We start from the raw sequence: 17028 nt of genomic DNA on the forward strand, positions 1-17028 counted from the left end.
GGGTTGTTGATGTTGATGGGGTTGAGAAGCGGGAAGGTAAGTTTGAGGTTTATAATTTTAATGTTGAGGGATTCCATACCTACTTCGTCTCAGATTTAGGAATTCTGGTTCATAATACTTGTGGTGATTTTGATATTCCAGATGTTCCTATAGGTGGTTTAAAAGGCGTAGATGACAAGTGGTTAAAGAACCAAGGTGTTGATCCTCATACGATAAAAGAAATTCTTCCAGGAGCGGCAAAAGAATTCGACATTTATAAAGATAAAAACAATAATCTGTGGGGACTTCGTAAGCCAAAATATGTTCCAAATGCGATTCCTGAATATCTTGGTAATTTGGAGGATTTTACAAATTGAGATGATTAATTTGGAATTAAAAAACATGGAAAAACCTAAAAACTTAGACTTAATATGGGAAAAAAATTTTGGAGGCGCAGTAGGTATTTATAAAGCGCCAAAAAAATTTGTATTCACACCTGCTTTAATGAAAAATTTGGCAATTTCTAAAATGACAGATGTCAGACTAATAAGTGCAGATTTTAATGAAAATACTGTATTTTTCACTCCTTTAGTATGGTTACTTCTCGATTCTGGCTCTAGCGTTGAATTTTTTGCTGTATATGCTACAGAACTCTCAAAGGATGAAGGCGTTAGTGATAGTAGCAGTGAATTAAAGACTTTACCTAATTTTTGCATTAAAAAAGCATTTTGGAATAAGTCAGAAGATATAAAAAATTTTCAGCTTGCAGATGACAAAAAAAAGTATATTTTGGGTGAAACACAAACTTTTTCTAATATAATTTTCATTGACTCCACGCATTGTATAGAAGCCACGCAATTAATTTCAGAAGCTATTCAAATGACAAAATATGGATTAAGTTTACAAGAAAATCAAAATGAATCAGTGTATGATGAAATAAAGATTAATATTTCAGATGGTCGTTTCTACTTAAATTTTGCCTATCATCCAGGTGTAGTAACAAACATCCTCTTAGAAGAATGGATTTTAAAATGGCGTAATTGTATTGATAAATTACCTTTTGATATAGGTTATTTACCTGACGAAAAAATTAGAATAAGCTATGAACTATCATTATTTGATAAAGTCACTATGTTTGATAAAATACAAGGATAAGTAGGGATTAATGAATAACAATGTATTAGTTAGAAACATTGAAATTTTATCAGAAGATGCCGAAGAGTCTTTAGTACATATAACTGATGGCGTTTATAAATGTGTTGCTTTCTGTCAGCCTTGTAATGTATCTCCAAATGATGTTATCAAAGAGCCACTTTTTGCCTTCAATAGTCAATACCCTGTGCTAATCACTACAGAACAACCTCCCTATATGAAACGTCAAGATAATAGTCTAGGATATAAAATCTTAGCAAGCGTATCGAATTTAGAAAATAATTTAGTACAAGTTGGTGCTATTTTAATTGAACTAGATGTTAGTTTACCTGGAGGAGTTAAACTTAATGATTTTATAAAGTTTACTTGTGGAAGACTAGATATATTTTAACAATAGACAATTAACTACGATTGGATTAATGACGGAGAAAATCGCCTGATTGGGGTGACGAGTTCTTCTACAACTGGTACTTCTCAACAACAGTATATTTACGATGCCTTTGGTAGCCGTGTTGCCAGCATTGATAATGGGGTAAGAACGAATTACTTGGCTGCACCGATTTGGGATTTGCCCCAAGTATTGATGGAATATGACTCGGCTGGGGAAATTACGACTGATTATACCCACGGGATTGGTTTAGTTAGGTCGCGTCATGATAACAGAGAAGGTTTTTATCACACCGATGGATTGGGTTCGACTAGGCTAATTACTGATAATGTTGGTTTGTTGAGGGGGCGACGAAGAAGTTAAAGAGGCTGCTGTATAAGCATCATAGCCATCACCCCCTGCTGATAAAATGCCTGCTTATTGCGAACGGCAGCCATCATTTCCAAGACCAAATCCTGACACCCATTCAGGGAAATTATCCAATTGTATCCGTATAAGCCTATCCAGAAAGCACTATGTCTTTTTCTGTTTCTTTTCAAATCACTTGGACGACAGACATAAGATTGTTGTCTAGAAAATTGAGTTTTTTGACCTTGTAACCATGCAGAGGTCATTGCTATAGCAATTAATAAAATCAGACGGACAAGCCTATCAGGAGAAGCTTGAGAACCTTCTAGATTATAGCCACCAGTTTTACAGTCTTTAAACATAGCCTCAATCCCAAAACGTTGACCATATATTTTGACAGTCGTTGATACATCTGTCAGATTAGTTGATAAATACCAAGGCTCTTTCTCTTGTTTGCCACGATATTTTCGTTTCCAATAAACTGCTAAATTACAACGACCAAACCCTTGATTTTGTGTGAGATTAACATGAGGATAAAATCGGCGTTCACCAGGAGAAACTGGAATCGTATGTAGCGGTTGAAAATCTTGTCTTTTTTCCCGAAAAGTAGTGTCCTTTTTTTGTCGAAAAACATACTTTAAATCTTGATGGTGCAACCAACTGGCTAATTCAATCCCATGAAATTCTCTATCCCCAATTACAACTAATTGATAATGTTTTAAGAGCCGGATTACCGGGCGTAATACCTTTTGTTGTTCTTGCAGGTTACTGCAAGCATCTTTGTTAAGTAGACACCAATATATTGGCAATGCCCTTTTTTGATAAATCACGCTCACCATCAAAATATTATTGTCTTTCCATTGGGTTCTATCCAGGGCAATAATCAATTTTGATTTGGGTTTGAATAGACGTGATAATATTTCTTCCACAATGGGAAACCATAGTAGCACTACACTCAAGGCATTCGATTTGAGAAATCTTTGTAAGTGACGACGACGGCTATTTTGTTGTATTGGTAAAGGTAGAGTAGCAGCCAATCTTTCTATTTTTACTTGTTTCTGACTTTGTAGTAACCATACCAGCATTTTTAGAGTAATTAATTGTGTACTGCTGAGGTACTTGGATAGGATTGGTTGATAGAATGAGGGTAACATTTATTTCTGGTCTTGTTAATTTGACGAGACCATTCTTTTTTACCATCAAACTGTCCCTTTTAATTAGCTGTCTAATAACTACACAGTTCTGTCAATAAGAACCGTTTTTTTTGAGAGGGTCTGTTACTTCAATCCCTCTGGGAGTAATACTTTCACCATTTTTGTCGCCCCCTCAAGGTACATACGTTACACGAGAGAATCTTCTAGACCCCCCAACACTATACTGTCAGCTTCCGAGGTCATCTCAAAGGTAAGGATAGAAAACTAAAAATAGCTGATAAAGCTGTGTTTATCAGAGATGTGGCTTTTGATATCCCCACTTTGGTTAATGCTGATTTAGTCTGCTATGGCTTGCAGTGGCTAGGTGGTAAAGGCAAGCGATTTGATAGCAATGAAGACCCCGAACGGGTAAACAGACGGTTCTCTAAAACACTAAATCAACACTGTAAACAGTTTGATATTTTTCCAGAAGATGAACGCACTTATCACAAATTTAGAGCAGCTTACTTTAGGGCTTGCGTGGTAAATGCTGGTAGGGATAGTTTTGATTTTCTCGATTATGCCAAGACTGTTTTAATTGACAATGATGAAAAGACAATTGATAGTTACAAGCGGTATGAGATTAAACAAGGAACACTTACCCAGATATAATTAAATCCCTATACTAGATATCTTGACAAATTATTTGCAAGGTGTTTAGTATAGGGATAACAAACATACTTGATGAGTAAATTATATGAGTAGATGGCAGTCAGCAGGGGAAGAATTAGCCAAATTGCTTCAAGGCGTGACGGATGAGGCGACTATCAAGGAATTAGCCCAAAGCACTGTAGAAAGCATTAGAGAAGCTTACCCGGATAACATCAACAGCCGGAAAAAGCCAATGGCTGATGTTCGTAAGGCTTTCAGGGCTGTGTTCCCAGCAACTAAAAAACAAGAGCATAAAGGGCAATATTTCACCAATTCGGGTAAAGGCAATGTTCCCAGGTACGAGCATTTATTTTTTCAGTTTTTCACCTTAACCACTGATGAATATGACGCAGTTGGCGACGATGCCCGGCAACAGTGGAAAGAACAGCAAGCCAAAACCGTAGAAATCGCACCCGCACCCGTTGCCACAGCAAAAATCATGAACATTTCCCAACTAGAGTTAGACGCTGACACGCAGAAAATGGTAGAGGAAGCGATCGCGCACACTGGAATATCATTAGCTGAGTTTGTGCAGAAGTCTTGTGCTGTTTACTCGGCTATTGTCGTAGGTAAGGCGAAAATGTCTAACGACGACTTGACCACAGTTTCAACTCAAGACCTACTAACTAACAGGGTTTACAAGACTCACCCCAACCGTGCGGAAGAATTGACCCGCCGTGCGATCGCCGCACTGGAAAATCATAATAATAATTGCACTGAGAAAAGCCAGAAATGGCACATAAACCAAACTGCCATACAATCCCTGACAGGAAGTAAGCCAGCAACGGTTAAAGAAATTCTGAAGGGATGCCAGCAACGACTAGATGACCATAACGCCAAGCATGAGTTAAACCCCTATGACAATCGCAAGCCAGGACAGAAATTAACTGAGGTCATCGACTTGGCCGCACTTGTTGCCGATGGCTTGGATGTGGTATAAGCCCCAGGAGCGATGGCGCGGCGGAAAAGTTGACTAGGGAGTAGTAGTTTTTGTGCGTGGACGGCCACCTTTTTGACCATTGCGACGAGATGCACTAACTTTAGCAGTGGAAGTAGAACTACCTCCTTTTTTAGCTAACCATTGCATCCAGGCTTTAGTCCCATACAATCCACTCATTAAACCGGGAATACTCAGATCCACGTCTAAAGTTTCCCAGTGTAATCCTTCCCCAGAAGGTGTTAACTCTACTTGCGCTAAATCTTCATCTAAAGCCTCAGCTAATCCCTGCCCTAAATGAGCAGGAAAAATAAATATAGCATCATTACTAAAAATAATATGAACCATTTGATTGTTTGGCTCATAAAAAGCCTTAATTGCCCTTGGTTCGCTTCTTTCGGCGTGGCTTCGGGCTTTTGCCAATTTGTTCAATAATTCTTGGTTGACTTGAATTTCTTTGCTGATCATACTCTTGCCATTTTTGATTGAGTTGGTCTTGATGTTTTGCAACTAATTTGAGAGCTTTTATTGCGTCCTTATCGCTCATATTAGTGACAGATATCCAGTCAGGGTCTTCATCTTGACTTCCTATTTTAATTCGCGCCTCACCACCGGCTTTAAAAACATGAACATGAGATGGCTCATAATCGTTTGGGTAAATGCGAATTTCAAAACCCTCTTCTTTGACAATTGTTGCCATGATTATTTACTTATAACCTAACGCTTGGGTTTTTACCATAAAGCAATAGTAACAATATGGGATAGAATAGTTGAGATTGTAGTTGCACACTCAATGCGTACAGTGAGCCAAAGACTGACCGTGTAATTGCCCACGGTAAAGGGGAAAGCAAAACCTCGAACGGTCGAATAACCATCAAGGCGGTTGAGAACACGGCAGTGCATGGTGAAAAATCCCCGACCCCAGGAAAGACCAGTCAGGGAAACAAGAAAAAAGCAGTGCTAAAAAGCGCTAGTTTTTTGCTGAGAACAAACCAGTAAAAAACAGCCAAAGTTTCAGCGCTGTTTTGTGCTGTTTAAAAATATTATTTTCTAGCGAATCGCCACCCATACAGACACCCCACAATCATTTGTGGGGTATTTTTTATGACGTACCCGCACCAGTTTTGTACTACCCCGCACCACTACCCGCACCACTTCAAAAAACGCTCTAGTGCTACAGCCCTGACTATGACTACATTCCAGCCTTCTTAGCCGCACCACCCGCACCACCCGCACCACTTTTTTTAAGAAAAGAAAAACAATGGTGAAGAAAAAAAATAAAAAAAAATAAATTTCAATATTCACAAAAGTGAGTAGAACCCCTCAAAACTGGTGCGCTTGGTGCGGGTAATGCGTCAAAGCTTGATATACCGTTGTTTCAGGCTTACCACTGGTGCGCTTCCTGGTGCGGGTATTGGTCAAACTGGTGCGGGTGGCATAGAAACGAGGATTTGCTTTAATTAGCCTGACAATTCTCTTCCACCCTTCAAAATAGAAATTAGAGAAGATGATTCAAAATCAAGTCGAGGGAAAATTTTTTAGTTGCCCCTTGAATGGTTGCTCCCTGCCAATTGGGAATTTTGTAAATTGTGCGATAGCTACGCTAACCTCTAGCGATCGCGCGCAGCACCTTTGGTGAGCGCCTCGCCTCATTATCAAATCAGTAGTTAGGATCAATGCCACAAATGCGGCGAATGAGATTAATTTGAGCTTCTAATTGATGCAGCGCCCAAAGAATTGGCACACGCAATTGTTCACCGCGCACCCCTTGTGACAGAATGCATAAATTGCTATTCCCAAAACTGGGAAAAATTTTTTCTAACTACATCTAAAAGCGGTAAGTTGCGATCACCTCACGAGATAGAATAATAGTCAGTAATATGTTAGTTATAGAAATTACTGAACAATAATTCATGCAATTCTAGTTTTTGACAAAAAAGTTTTTGACAAGTGAATCGCGCAAACCCTTGTACATAAAGCCAAAAAACAGGGTCAATCGATTTTTAATTGTTCTATAAAATCAATCCATTGTCCCGCCTATAAATATACGCAAATATACAAAACCATGTATAAATAAAGGATTGCTGAAAGTATAGAGATTTAGCCTTGGGGAAGAATTTGGAATTGTTGGCGATGGGCAAAGCCCCGCCGTAGGCGATCGCACCCAATCGCACCCAATCGCCACAACTCATGTAATAAGTTGCATCAGTGCCAAAAGCCTCAGCAATGGGGTTATTTTTATGGGAATGCTGGCGATTATGCGGCGGCGTTAGTCATAGGTCATTGTCCATTGCCACCCCTCCCAAAATATCAGCTTGTAGCATTTAGGACACTTCAGCCCATGCCACATCCTTAAGAAATTAAAGCCAGAAGGATATGAAAAATCTAGTCACACACAAGCTTAATTATTATAAGGAAATGGGTTTGTGTGTGACTAGACCTAAAGCCTTACGGCACAATTCTTACAGCGATTTTTGAGGGTCAAACCAAGCCAAGTCACACACAGGCTATTTTGGGCAAAAAACGGGTGTGTGTGACTAGATTTTTGGGGTGAACTGTACTGAGATGATAGTGGGTAGGGGGGAGGATTTGAGGGGAAATATCTCAGTATGGGGACTGGGGAAGTTGAAATTGTGTCCGCAGTTAGGCGATCGCCTCCTGGGGAAAATTTAGAATTGTGGTGATAGCGTAAAGCCCTGACAGGCATAGCTGCGCTTACCGCGAAGCGTGTGCCTTGCACTCAGCGCTCCGTAGGAATCGCACTGACGAAGTTTTCAAAAATATCTGTGTAGGTGTTCAAATAACGCCAAGTATGAGTTAAACCCATACGATAACCGCAAGCCAGGGTCAAAGCTGACTGAGGTTATAGATTTAGCGGTGTTGGTTCCCAGTGGGGAATGCTGGGGATTGTGTGGTCATTGGTCATTGGTTCTTAGTCCCCAATGCTTTGCAGTAGCATATTAGTTATAAAAATAACTGACTGCTAATTCATACAATTCTAGTTTTTGACAAAAAATTTTTTTCCAAGTAAATCGCGCAAACCCTTGTAAAGAAAGCCAAAAAACAGGGTCAATCGATTTGAAATCGTTAGATAAAATAAATCGATTGTCCCGCCCATAAATACACGCAAATATAAACAAATATGTATAAAATATCCATTTATAATAGTATAGGAAGTTGGGGAGTGAGGAGTTAGCAAGCGATCGCCTACGGCGGGGGTGGCGAAAATCTTGGGAGTTTGTTGGCGATAGCGAAGCGCTCCGTAGGAATCGCCTTGGGGAAGTTTCCAAAATTATCTGTGCGAGTGTTCAGGTGTTTCTATGCCTATACAAGGTGTTTGTGTGATTGGAGTGGAGAAATGCTGGCATCTATGCACAAGATACCTGTGAGAAAAGTGGGGAAATGCTGCTATGTCTATACAAGATATCTATGAAGAAATGCAGAGGTGAGGTTATGCCTATACAAGCCGATGGGAATTGTGCAGGGATGCGGGAATTGAGGAATTAACCAGATGCGGGAAAATTTGGGAATTGTTAGCGGCGGTGTTATGCCTATACAAGGTGTTTGTGTTGTGGGAGTGGGGAAAATCTGTTATCCATGCACAAGGTATTTATGCCGAGATATCATCATGTCTATACAAGGTATCTATGAGGAAGTGCAGAGATGACGCTATGCCTATACAAGGTGTTTGTGAGTGAGTAGAGAGATCCTATCATCTATATACAAGATACCATGTATAAGATGCGATAACGCAGAGATGCCGTCATGCCTATACAAGACGACTCATGCTAGTGAGAATAAACGCAAGCATCCCTATCCATATACAAGAGGGTTATAACAGTCCTTACAAGCAACCCTTGTTCTCTAGAGAACAAGGGTTGCTTGTAAGGACTGTTATAACCCTCTTGTATATGGATAGGGATGCTTGCGTTTATTCTCACTAGCATGAGTCGTCTTGTATAGGCATGACGGCATCTCTGCGTTATCGCATCTTATACATGGTATCTTGTATATAGATGATAGGATCTCTCTACTCACTCACAAACACCTTGTATAGGCATAGCGTCATCTCTGCACTTCCTCATAGATACCTTGTATAGACATGATGATATCTCGGCATAAATACCTTGTGCATGGATAACAGATTTTCCCCACTCCCACAACACAAACACCTTGTATAGGCATAACACCGCCGCTAACAATTCCCAAATTTTCCCGCATCTGGTTAATTCCTCAATTCCCGCATCCCTGCACAATTCCCATCGGCTTGTATAGGCATAACCTCACCTCTGCATTTCTTCATAGATATCTTGTATAGACATAGCAGCATTTCCCCACTTTTCTCACAGGTATCTTGTGCATAGATGCCAGCATTTCTCCACTCCAATCACACAAACACCTTGTATAGGCATAGAAACACCTGAACACTCGCACAGATAATTTTGGAAACTTCCCCAAGGCGATTCCTACGGAGCGCTTCGCTATCGCCAACAAACTCCCAAGATTTTCGCCACCCCCGCCGTAGGCGATCGCTTGCTAACTCCTCACTCCCCAACTTCCTATACTATTATAAATGGATATTTTATACATATTTGTTTATATTTGCGTGTATTTATGGGCGGGACAATCGATTTATTTTATCTAACGATTTCAAATCGATTGACCCTGTTTTTTGGCTTTCTTTACAAGGGTTTGCGCGATTTACTTGGAAAAAAATTTTTTGTCAAAAACTAGAATTGTATGAATTAGCAGTCAGTTATTTTTATAACTAATATGCTACTGCAAAGCATTGGGGACTAAGAACCAATGACCAATGACCACACAATCCCCAGCATTCCCCACTGGGAACCAACACCGCTAAATCTATAACCTCAGTCAGCTTTGACCCTGGCTTGCGGTTATCGTATGGGTTTAACTCATACTTGGCGTTATTTGAACACCTACACAGATATTTTTGAAAACTTCGTCAGTGCGATTCCTACGGAGCGCTGAGTGCAAGGCACACGCTTCGCGGTAAGCGCAGCTATGCCTGTCAGGGCTTTACGCTATCACCACAATTCTAAATTTTCCCCAGGAGGCGATCGCCTAACTGCGGACACAATTTCAACTTCCCCAGTCCCCATACTGAGATATTTCCCCTCAAATCCTCCCCCCTACCCACTATCATCTCAGTACAGTTCACCCCAAAAATCTAGTCACACACACCCGTTTTTTGCCCAAAATAGCCTGTGTGTGACTTGGCTTGGTTTGACCCTCAAAAATCGCTGTAAGAATTGTGCCGTAAGGCTTTAGGTCTAGTCACACACAAACCCATTTCCTTATAATAATTAAGCTTGTGTGTGACTAGATTTTTCATATCCTTCTGGCTTTAATTTCTTAAGGATGTGGCATGGGCTGAAGTGTCCTAAATGCTACAAGCTGATATTTTGGGAGGGGTGGCAATGGACAATGACCTATGACTAACGCCGCCGCATAATCGCCAGCATTCCCATAAAAATAACCCCATTGCTGAGGCTTTTGGCACTGATGCAACTTATTACATGAGTTGTGGCGATTGGGTGCGATTGGGTGCGATCGCCTACGGCGGGGCTTTGCCCATCGCCAACAATTCCAAATTCTTCCCCAAGGCTAAATCTCTATACTTTCAGCAATCCTTTATTTATACATGGTTTTGTATATTTGCGTATATTTATAGGCGGGACAATGGATTGATTTTATAGAACAATTAAAAATCGATTGACCCTGTTTTTTGGCTTTATGTACAAGGGTTTGCGCGATTCACTTGTCAAAAACTTTTTTGTCAAAAACTAGAATTGCATGAATTATTGTTCAGTAATTTCTATAACTAACATATTACTGACTATTATTCTATCTCGTGAGGTGATCGCAACTTACCGCTTTTAGATGTAGTTAGAAAAAATTTTTCCCAGTTTTGGGAATAGCAATTTATGCATTCTGTCACAAGGGGTGCGCGGTGAACAATTGCGTGTGCCAATTCTTTGGGCGCTGCATCAATTAGAAGCTCAAATTAATCTCATTCGCCGCATTTGTGGCATTGATCCTAACTACTGATTTGATAATGAGGCGAGGCGCTCACCAAAGGTGCTGCGCGCGATCGCTAGAGGTTAGCGTAGCTATCGCACAATTTACAAAATTCCCAATTGGCAGGGAGCAACCATTCAAGGGGCAACTAAAAAATTTTCCCTCGACTTGATTTTGAATCATCTTCTCTAATTTCTATTTTGAAGGGTGGAAGAGAATTGTCAGGCTAATTAAAGCAAATCCTCGTTTCTATGCCACCCGCACCAGTTTGACCAATACCCGCACCAGGAAGCGCACCAGTGGTAAGCCTGAAACAACGGTATATCAAGCTTTGACGCATTACCCGCACCAAGCGCACCAGTTTTGAGGGGTTCTACTCACTTTTGTGAATATTGAAATTTATTTTTTTTTATTTTTTTTCTTCACCATTGTTTTTCTTTTCTTAAAAAAAGTGGTGCGGGTGGTGCGGGTGGTGCGGCTAAGAAGGCTGGAATGTAGTCATAGTCAGGGCTGTAGCACTAGAGCGTTTTTTGAAGTGGTGCGGGTAGTGGTGCGGGGTAGTACAAAACTGGTGCGGGTACGTCATAAAAAATACCCCACAAATGATTGTGGGGTGTCTGTATGGGTGGCGATTCGCTAGAAAATAATATTTTTAAACAGCACAAAACAGCGCTGAAACTTTGGCTGTTTTTTACTGGTTTGTTCTCAGCAAAAAACTAGCGCTTTTTAGCACTGCTTTTTTCTTGTTTCCCTGACTGGTCTTTCCTGGGGTCGGGGATTTTTCACCATGCACTGCCGTGTTCTCAACCGCCTTGATGGTTATTCGACCGTTCGAGGTTTTGCTTTCCCCTTTACCGTGGGCAATTACACGGTCAGTCTTTGGCTCACTGTACGCATTGAGTGTGCAACTACAATCTCAACTATTCTATCCCATATTGTTACTATTGCTTTATGGTAAAAACCCAAGCGTTAGGTTATAAGTAAATAATCATGGCAACAATTGTCAAAGAAGAGGGTTTTGAAATTCGCATTTACCCAAACGATTATGAGCCATCTCATGTTCATGTTTTTAAAGCCGGTGGTGAGGCGCGAATTAAAATAGGAAGTCAAGATGAAGACCCTGACTGGATATCTGTCACTAATATGAGCGATAAGGACGCAATAAAAGCTCTCAAATTAGTTGCAAAACATCAAGACCAACTCAATCAAAAATGGCAAGAGTATGATCAGCAAAGAAATTCAAGTCAACCAAGAATTATTGAACAAATTGGCAAAAGCCCGAAGCCACGCCGAAAGAAGCGAACCAAGGGCAATTAAGGCTTTTTATGAGCCAAACAATCAAATGGTTCATATTATTTTTAGTAATGATGCTATATTTATTTTTCCTGCTCATTTAGGGCAGGGATTAGCTGAGGCTTTAGATGAAGATTTAGCGCAAGTAGAGTTAACACCTTCTGGGGAAGGATTACACTGGGAAACTTTAGACGTGGATCTGAGTATTCCCGGTTTAATGAGTGGATTGTATGGGACTAAAGCCTGGATGCAATGGTTAGCTAAAAAAGGAGGTAGTTCTACTTCCACTGCTAAAGTTAGTGCATCTCGTCGCAATGGTCAAAAAGGTGGCCGTCCACGCACAAAAACTACTACTCCCTAGTCAACTTTTCCGCCGCGCCATCGCTCCTGGGGCTTATACCACATCCAAGCCATCGGCAACAAGTGCGGCCAAGTCGATGACCTCAGTTAATTTCTGTCCTGGCTTGCGATTGTCATAGGGGTTTAACTCATGCTTGGCGTTATGGTCATCTAGTCGTTGCTGGCATCCCTTCAGAATTTCTTTAACCGTTGCTGGCTTACTTCCTGTCAGGGATTGTATGGCAGTTTGGTTTATGTGCCATTTCTGGCTTTTCTCAGTGCAATTATTATTATGATTTTCCAGTGCGGCGATCGCACGGCGGGTCAATTCTTCCGCACGGTTGGGGTGAGTCTTGTAAACCCTGTTAGTTAGTAGGTCTTGAGTTGAAACTGTGGTCAAGTCGTCGTTAGACATTTTCGCCTTACCTACGACAATAGCCGAGTAAACAGCACAAGACTTCTGCACAAACTCAGCTAATGATATTCCAGTGTGCGCGATCGCTTCCTCTACCATTTTCTGCGTGTCAGCGTCTAACTCTAGTTGGGAAATGTTCATGATTTTTGCTGTGGCAACGGGTGCGGGTGCGATTTCTACGGTTTTGGCTTGCTGTTCTTTCCACTGTTGCCGGGCATCGTCGCCAACTGCGTCATATTCATCAGTGGTTAAGGTGAAAAACTGAAAAAATAAATGCTCGTACCTGGGAACATTGCCTTTACCCGAATTGGTGAAATATTGCCCTTTATGCTCTTGTTTTTTAGTTGCTGGGAACACAGCCCTGAAAGCCTTACGAACATCAGCCATTGGCTTTTTCCGGCTGTTGATGTTATCCGGGTAAGCTTCTCTAATGCTTTCTACAGTGCTTTGGGCTAATTCCTTGATAGTCGCCTCATCCGTCACGCCTTGAAGCAATTTGGCTAATTCTTCCCCTGCTGACTGCCATCTACTCATATAATTTACTCATCAAGTATGTTTGTTATCCCTATACTAAACACCTTGCAAATAATTTGTCAAGATATCTAGTATAGGGATTTAATTATATCTGGGTAAGTGTTCCTTGTTTAATCTCATACCGCTTGTAACTATCAATTGTCTTTTCATCATTGTCAATTAAAACAGTCTTGGCATAATCGAGAAAATCAAAACTATCCCTACCAGCATTTACCACGCAAGCCCTAAAGTAAGCTGCTCTAAATTTGTGATAAGTGCGTTCATCTTCTGGAAAAATATCAAACTGTTTACAGTGTTGATTTAGTGTTTTAGAGAACCGTCTGTTTACCCGTTCGGGGTCTTCATTGCTATCAAATCGCTTGCCTTTACCACCTAGCCACTGCAAGCCATAGCAGACTAAATCAGCATTAACCAAAGTGGGGATATCAAAAGCCACATCTCTGATAAACACAGCTTTATCAGCTATTTTTAGTTTTCTATCCTTACCTTTGAGATGACCTCGGAAGCTGACAGTATAGTGTTGGGGGGTCTAGAAGATTCTCTCGTGTAACGTATGTACCTTGAGGGGGCGACAAAAATGGTGAAAGTATTACTCCCAGAGGGATTGAAGTAACAGACCCTCTCAAAAAAAACGGTTCTTATTGACAGAACTGTGTAGTTATTAGACAGCTAATTAAAAGGGACAGTTTGATGGTAAAAAAGAATGGTCTCGTCAAATTAACAAGACCAGAAATAAATGTTACCCTCATTCTATCAACCAATCCTATCCAAGTACCTCAGCAGTACACAATTAATTACTCTAAAAATGCTGGTATGGTTACTACAAAGTCAGAAACAAGTAAAAATAGAAAGATTGGCTGCTACTCTACCTTTACCAATACAACAAAATAGCCGTCGTCGTCACTTACAAAGATTTCTCAAATCGAATGCCTTGAGTGTAGTGCTACTATGGTTTCCCATTGTGGAAGAAATATTATCACGTCTATTCAAACCCAAATCAAAATTGATTATTGCCCTGGATAGAACCCAATGGAAAGACAATAATATTTTGATGGTGAGCGTGATTTATCAAAAAAGGGCATTGCCAATATATTGGTGTCTACTTAACAAAGATGCTTGCAGTAACCTGCAAGAACAACAAAAGGTATTACGCCCGGTAATCCGGCTCTTAAAACATTATCAATTAGTTGTAATTGGGGATAGAGAATTTCATGGGATTGAATTAGCCAGTTGGTTGCACCATCAAGATTTAAAGTATGTTTTTCGACAAAAAAAGGACACTACTTTTCGGGAAAAAAGACAAGATTTTCAACCGCTACATACGATTCCAGTTTCTCCTGGTGAACGCCGATTTTATCCTCATGTTAATCTCACACAAAATCAAGGGTTTGGTCGTTGTAATTTAGCAGTTTATTGGAAACGAAAATATCGTGGCAAACAAGAGAAAGAGCCTTGGTATTTATCAACTAATCTGACAGATGTATCAACGACTGTCAAAATATATGGTCAACGTTTTGGGATTGAGGCTATGTTTAAAGACTGTAAAACTGGTGGCTATAATCTAGAAGGTTCTCAAGCTTCTCCTGATAGGCTTGTCCGTCTGATTTTATTAATTGCTATAGCAATGACCTCTGCATGGTTACAAGGTCAAAAAACTCAATTTTCTAGACAACAATCTTATGTCTGTCGTCCAAGTGATTTGAAAAGAAACAGAAAAAGACATAGTGCTTTCTGGATAGGCTTATACGGATACAATTGGATAATTTCCCTGAATGGGTGTCAGGATTTGGTCTTGGAAATGATGGCTGCCGTTCGCAATAAGCAGGCATTTTATCAGCAGGGGGTGATGGCTATGATGCTTATACAGCAGCCTCTTTAACTTCTTCGTCGCCCCCTCAACAAACCAACATTATCAGTAATTAGCCTAGTCGAACCCAATCCATCGGTGTGATAAAAACCTTCTCTGTTATCATGACGCGACCTAACTAAACCAATCCCGTGGGTATAATCAGTCGTAATTTCCCCAGCCGAGTCATATTCCATCAATACTTGGGGCAAATCCCAAATCGGTGCAGCCAAGTAATTCGTTCTTACCCCATTATCAATGCTGGCAACACGGCTACCAAAGGCATCGTAAATATACTGTTGTTGAGAAGTACCAGTTGTAGAAGAACTCGTCACCCCAATCAGGCGATTTTCTCCGTCATTAATCCAATCGTAGTTAATTGTCTATTGTTAAAATATATCTAGTCTTCCACAAGTAAACTTTATAAAATCATTAAGTTTAACTCCTCCAGGTAAACTAACATCTAGTTCAATTAAAATAGCACCAACTTGTACTAAATTATTTTCTAAATTCGATACGCTTGCTAAGATTTTATATCCTAGACTATTATCTTGACGTTTCATATAGGGAGGTTGTTCTGTAGTGATTAGCACAGGGTATTGACTATTGAAGGCAAAAAGTGGCTCTTTGATAACATCATTTGGAGATACATTACAAGGCTGACAGAAAGCAACACATTTATAAACGCCATCAGTTATATGTACTAAAGACTCTTCGGCATCTTCTGATAAAATTTCAATGTTTCTAACTAATACATTGTTATTCATTAATCCCTACTTATCCTTGTATTTTATCAAACATAGTGACTTTATCAAATAATGATAGTTCATAGCTTATTCTAATTTTTTCGTCAGGTAAATAACCTATATCAAAAGGTAATTTATCAATACAATTACGCCATTTTAAAATCCATTCTTCTAAGAGGATGTTTGTTACTACACCTGGATGATAGGCAAAATTTAAGTAGAAACGACCATCTGAAATATTAATCTTTATTTCATCATACACTGATTCATTTTGATTTTCTTGTAAACTTAATCCATATTTTGTCATTTGAATAGCTTCTGAAATTAATTGCGTGGCTTCTATACAATGCGTGGAGTCAATGAAAATTATATTAGAAAAAGTTTGTGTTTCACCCAAAATATACTTTTTTTTGTCATCTGCAAGCTGAAAATTTTTTATATCTTCTGACTTATTCCAAAATGCTTTTTTAATGCAAAAATTAGGTAAAGTCTTTAATTCACTGCTACTATCACTAACGCCTTCATCCTTTGAGAGTTCTGTAGCATATACAGCAAAAAATTCAACGCTAGAGCCAGAATCGAGAAGTAACCATACTAAAGGAGTGAAAAATACAGTATTTTCATTAAAATCTGCACTTATTAGTCTGACATCTGTCATTTTAGAAATTGCCAAATTTTTCATTAAAGCAGGTGTGAATACAAATTTTTTTGGCGCTTTATAAATACCTACTGCGCCTCCAAAATTTTTTTCCCATATTAAGTCTAAGTTTTTAGGTTTTTCCATGTTTTTTAATTCCAAATTAATCATCTCAATTTGTAAAATCCTCCAAATTACCAAGATATTCAGGAATCGCATTTGGAACATATTTTGGCTTACGAAGTCCCCACAGATTATTGTTTTTATCTTTATAAATGTCGAATTCTTTTGCCGCTCCTGGAAGAATTTCTTTTATCGTATGAGGATCAACACCTTGGTTCTTTAACCACTTGTCATCTACGCCTTTTAAACCACCTATAGGAACATCTGGAATATCAAAATCACCACAAGTATTATGAACCAGAATTCCTAAATCTGAGACGAAGTAGGTATGGAATCCCTCAACATTAAAATTATAAACCTCAAACTTACCTTCCCGCTTCTCAACCCCATCAACATCAACAACCC

The 17028-nt window shown here is 39.7% G+C and carries 22 protein-coding genes and 2 pseudogenes; 12 read left to right on the top strand and 12 right to left on the bottom strand.

Annotated elements, in window-relative coordinates:
- The 4 genes from ACM0OP_RS20860 to ACM0OP_RS20875 form a co-directional block, all read left to right on the top strand.
- A partial coding sequence (locus ACM0OP_RS20860) for a hypothetical protein (protein ID WP_414530342.1) occupies positions 1-356 on the top strand: 356 nt, incomplete at its 5' end.
- A gap of 25 nt (positions 357-381) precedes the next feature.
- Positions 382-1134, top strand: coding sequence for a hypothetical protein (locus ACM0OP_RS20865; protein ID WP_414530343.1), 753 nt, complete (start codon positions 382-384; stop codon positions 1132-1134).
- A 10-nt stretch (positions 1135-1144) separates the two neighbouring features.
- Positions 1145-1522 (top strand): hypothetical protein, encoded by a 378-nt coding sequence (locus tag ACM0OP_RS20870; RefSeq protein WP_414530344.1) that lies wholly within the window; start codon positions 1145-1147, stop codon positions 1520-1522.
- A 54-nt stretch (positions 1523-1576) separates the two neighbouring features.
- Positions 1577-1882, top strand: a complete 306-nt coding sequence (locus ACM0OP_RS20875; protein WP_414530345.1) for a hypothetical protein — start codon at positions 1577-1579, stop codon at positions 1880-1882.
- Here the strand turns inward: ACM0OP_RS20875 and ACM0OP_RS20880 are convergent.
- Positions 1879-3021: an IS4 family transposase gene (locus ACM0OP_RS20880; RefSeq protein WP_414530346.1), complete on the bottom strand. Its 1143-nt coding sequence runs from the start codon at positions 3019-3021 to the stop codon at positions 1879-1881. The genes ACM0OP_RS20875 and ACM0OP_RS20880 overlap by 4 nt on opposite strands.
- 225 nt (positions 3022-3246) lie before the next feature.
- Here ACM0OP_RS20880 and ACM0OP_RS20885 point away from each other — a divergent pair.
- Both ACM0OP_RS20885 and ACM0OP_RS20890 read left to right on the top strand, forming a co-directional pair.
- A pseudogene (locus tag ACM0OP_RS20885) lies at positions 3247-3672 on the top strand (protelomerase family protein); the annotation flags it as partial.
- An 85-nt stretch (positions 3673-3757) separates the two neighbouring features.
- Complete coding sequence (locus ACM0OP_RS20890) at positions 3758-4651, top strand: hypothetical protein (RefSeq protein ID WP_414530347.1); 894 nt, start codon at positions 3758-3760, stop codon at positions 4649-4651.
- A gap of 33 nt (positions 4652-4684) precedes the next feature.
- On the opposite strand, the gene ACM0OP_RS20895 is transcribed toward ACM0OP_RS20890, so the two are convergent.
- The 4 genes from ACM0OP_RS20895 to ACM0OP_RS20910 form a co-directional block, all read right to left on the bottom strand.
- Positions 4685-5116, bottom strand: coding sequence for a DUF2442 domain-containing protein (locus tag ACM0OP_RS20895; RefSeq protein WP_414528787.1), 432 nt, complete (start codon positions 5114-5116; stop codon positions 4685-4687).
- Complete coding sequence (locus tag ACM0OP_RS20900; protein WP_414528786.1) at positions 5022-5348, bottom strand: DUF4160 domain-containing protein; 327 nt, start codon at positions 5346-5348, stop codon at positions 5022-5024. The genes ACM0OP_RS20895 and ACM0OP_RS20900 overlap by 95 nt, the downstream gene beginning before the upstream one ends.
- Before the next feature lie 350 nt (positions 5349-5698).
- Positions 5699-5953: a hypothetical protein gene (locus ACM0OP_RS20905; RefSeq protein ID WP_414528785.1), complete on the bottom strand. Its 255-nt coding sequence runs from the start codon at positions 5951-5953 to the stop codon at positions 5699-5701.
- 707 nt (positions 5954-6660) lie between these two features.
- The gene (locus tag ACM0OP_RS20910; protein ID WP_414530348.1) at positions 6661-6840 is read right to left on the bottom strand and encodes a hypothetical protein; all 180 of its coding nucleotides are present in this window, start codon (positions 6838-6840) and stop codon (positions 6661-6663) included.
- Between the two features lie 1319 nt (positions 6841-8159).
- On the opposite strand from ACM0OP_RS20910, the gene ACM0OP_RS20915 reads away from it, so the two are divergent.
- Complete coding sequence (locus ACM0OP_RS20915; RefSeq protein ID WP_414530349.1) at positions 8160-8315, top strand: hypothetical protein; 156 nt, start codon at positions 8160-8162, stop codon at positions 8313-8315.
- Positions 8316-8713: 398 nt separating this feature from the next.
- On the opposite strand, the gene ACM0OP_RS20920 is transcribed toward ACM0OP_RS20915, so the two are convergent.
- Positions 8714-8869, bottom strand: a complete 156-nt coding sequence (locus ACM0OP_RS20920) for a hypothetical protein (protein WP_414530349.1) — start codon at positions 8867-8869, stop codon at positions 8714-8716.
- 1319 nt (positions 8870-10188) lie between these two features.
- Between ACM0OP_RS20920 and ACM0OP_RS20925 the strand changes: the two genes are divergently transcribed.
- The 4 genes from ACM0OP_RS20925 (at position 10189) to ACM0OP_RS20940 (ending at position 12344) form a co-directional block, all read left to right on the top strand.
- Positions 10189-10368, top strand: a complete 180-nt coding sequence (locus tag ACM0OP_RS20925) for a hypothetical protein (protein WP_414530348.1) — start codon at positions 10189-10191, stop codon at positions 10366-10368.
- Positions 10369-11075: 707 nt separating this feature from the next.
- Positions 11076-11330 carry a hypothetical protein gene (locus tag ACM0OP_RS20930; RefSeq protein WP_414528785.1) on the top strand — a complete coding sequence of 85 codons (255 nt, stop codon included), beginning with the start codon at positions 11076-11078 and terminating at the stop codon, positions 11328-11330.
- 350 nt (positions 11331-11680) lie between these two features.
- The gene (locus tag ACM0OP_RS20935) at positions 11681-12007 is read left to right on the top strand and encodes a DUF4160 domain-containing protein (protein WP_414528786.1); all 327 of its coding nucleotides are present in this window, start codon (positions 11681-11683) and stop codon (positions 12005-12007) included.
- Complete coding sequence (locus ACM0OP_RS20940) at positions 11913-12344, top strand: DUF2442 domain-containing protein (RefSeq protein WP_414528787.1); 432 nt, start codon at positions 11913-11915, stop codon at positions 12342-12344. The genes ACM0OP_RS20935 and ACM0OP_RS20940 overlap by 95 nt, the downstream gene beginning before the upstream one ends.
- Before the next feature lie 33 nt (positions 12345-12377).
- Here the strand turns inward: ACM0OP_RS20940 and ACM0OP_RS20945 are convergent, their stop codons facing one another.
- Both ACM0OP_RS20945 and ACM0OP_RS20950 read right to left on the bottom strand, forming a co-directional pair.
- Positions 12378-13271, bottom strand: coding sequence for a hypothetical protein (locus tag ACM0OP_RS20945; protein ID WP_414530347.1), 894 nt, complete (start codon positions 13269-13271; stop codon positions 12378-12380).
- A gap of 85 nt (positions 13272-13356) precedes the next feature.
- Positions 13357-13782: pseudogene (locus ACM0OP_RS20950) on the bottom strand (protelomerase family protein); the annotation flags it as partial.
- Positions 13783-14007: 225 nt separating this feature from the next.
- Between ACM0OP_RS20950 and ACM0OP_RS20955 the strand changes: the two are divergent.
- Positions 14008-15150 (top strand): IS4 family transposase, encoded by a 1143-nt coding sequence (locus tag ACM0OP_RS20955; RefSeq protein ID WP_414530346.1) that lies wholly within the window; start codon positions 14008-14010, stop codon positions 15148-15150.
- On the opposite strand, the gene ACM0OP_RS20960 is transcribed toward ACM0OP_RS20955, so the two are convergent.
- The 4 genes from ACM0OP_RS20960 to ACM0OP_RS20975 all read right to left on the bottom strand — a co-directional run.
- The gene (locus ACM0OP_RS20960; protein WP_414530345.1) at positions 15147-15452 is read right to left on the bottom strand and encodes a hypothetical protein; all 306 of its coding nucleotides are present in this window, start codon (positions 15450-15452) and stop codon (positions 15147-15149) included. The two genes, ACM0OP_RS20955 and ACM0OP_RS20960, sit on opposite strands and share 4 nt — an antisense overlap.
- Before the next feature lie 54 nt (positions 15453-15506).
- Positions 15507-15884, bottom strand: coding sequence for a hypothetical protein (locus ACM0OP_RS20965; protein WP_414530344.1), 378 nt, complete (start codon positions 15882-15884; stop codon positions 15507-15509).
- A 10-nt stretch (positions 15885-15894) separates the two neighbouring features.
- Positions 15895-16647, bottom strand: a complete 753-nt coding sequence (locus ACM0OP_RS20970; RefSeq protein ID WP_414530343.1) for a hypothetical protein — start codon at positions 16645-16647, stop codon at positions 15895-15897.
- 25 nt (positions 16648-16672) lie between these two features.
- Positions 16673-17028 (bottom strand): hypothetical protein (locus ACM0OP_RS20975; protein ID WP_414530342.1); only part of this gene is annotated, 356 nt, incomplete at its 5' end.

The sequence above is a fragment of the Nodularia chucula CCY0103 genome, assembly GCF_963923915.1.
Taxonomy (GTDB): Bacteria; Cyanobacteriota; Cyanobacteriia; order Cyanobacteriales; family Nostocaceae; genus Nodularia; species Nodularia chucula.

What these genes read in the sequence shown, in the direction of transcription:
- ACM0OP_RS20865 (WP_414530343.1), top strand. Translation starts at nt 382, where the DNA reads ATGGAAAAACCTAAAAACTTAGACTTAATATGGGAAAAAAATTTTGGA.
- ACM0OP_RS20880 (WP_414530346.1), bottom strand. Translation starts at nt 3,021, where the DNA reads ATGTTACCCTCATTCTATCAACCAATCCTATCCAAGTACCTCAGCAGT.
- ACM0OP_RS20945 (WP_414530347.1), bottom strand. Translation starts at nt 13,271, where the DNA reads ATGAGTAGATGGCAGTCAGCAGGGGAAGAATTAGCCAAATTGCTTCAA.
- ACM0OP_RS20900 (WP_414528786.1), bottom strand. Translation starts at nt 5,348, where the DNA reads ATGGCAACAATTGTCAAAGAAGAGGGTTTTGAAATTCGCATTTACCCA.
- ACM0OP_RS20965 (WP_414530344.1), bottom strand. Translation starts at nt 15,884, where the DNA reads ATGAATAACAATGTATTAGTTAGAAACATTGAAATTTTATCAGAAGAT.
- ACM0OP_RS20935 (WP_414528786.1), top strand. Translation starts at nt 11,681, where the DNA reads ATGGCAACAATTGTCAAAGAAGAGGGTTTTGAAATTCGCATTTACCCA.
- ACM0OP_RS20920 (WP_414530349.1), bottom strand. Translation starts at nt 8,869, where the DNA reads ATGCGGGAAAATTTGGGAATTGTTAGCGGCGGTGTTATGCCTATACAA.
- ACM0OP_RS20940 (WP_414528787.1), top strand. Translation starts at nt 11,913, where the DNA reads ATGATCAGCAAAGAAATTCAAGTCAACCAAGAATTATTGAACAAATTG.
- ACM0OP_RS20925 (WP_414530348.1), top strand. Translation starts at nt 10,189, where the DNA reads ATGAGTTGTGGCGATTGGGTGCGATTGGGTGCGATCGCCTACGGCGGG.
- ACM0OP_RS20890 (WP_414530347.1), top strand. Translation starts at nt 3,758, where the DNA reads ATGAGTAGATGGCAGTCAGCAGGGGAAGAATTAGCCAAATTGCTTCAA.
- ACM0OP_RS20955 (WP_414530346.1), top strand. Translation starts at nt 14,008, where the DNA reads ATGTTACCCTCATTCTATCAACCAATCCTATCCAAGTACCTCAGCAGT.
- ACM0OP_RS20910 (WP_414530348.1), bottom strand. Translation starts at nt 6,840, where the DNA reads ATGAGTTGTGGCGATTGGGTGCGATTGGGTGCGATCGCCTACGGCGGG.
- ACM0OP_RS20870 (WP_414530344.1), top strand. Translation starts at nt 1,145, where the DNA reads ATGAATAACAATGTATTAGTTAGAAACATTGAAATTTTATCAGAAGAT.
- ACM0OP_RS20895 (WP_414528787.1), bottom strand. Translation starts at nt 5,116, where the DNA reads ATGATCAGCAAAGAAATTCAAGTCAACCAAGAATTATTGAACAAATTG.
- ACM0OP_RS20915 (WP_414530349.1), top strand. Translation starts at nt 8,160, where the DNA reads ATGCGGGAAAATTTGGGAATTGTTAGCGGCGGTGTTATGCCTATACAA.
- ACM0OP_RS20970 (WP_414530343.1), bottom strand. Translation starts at nt 16,647, where the DNA reads ATGGAAAAACCTAAAAACTTAGACTTAATATGGGAAAAAAATTTTGGA.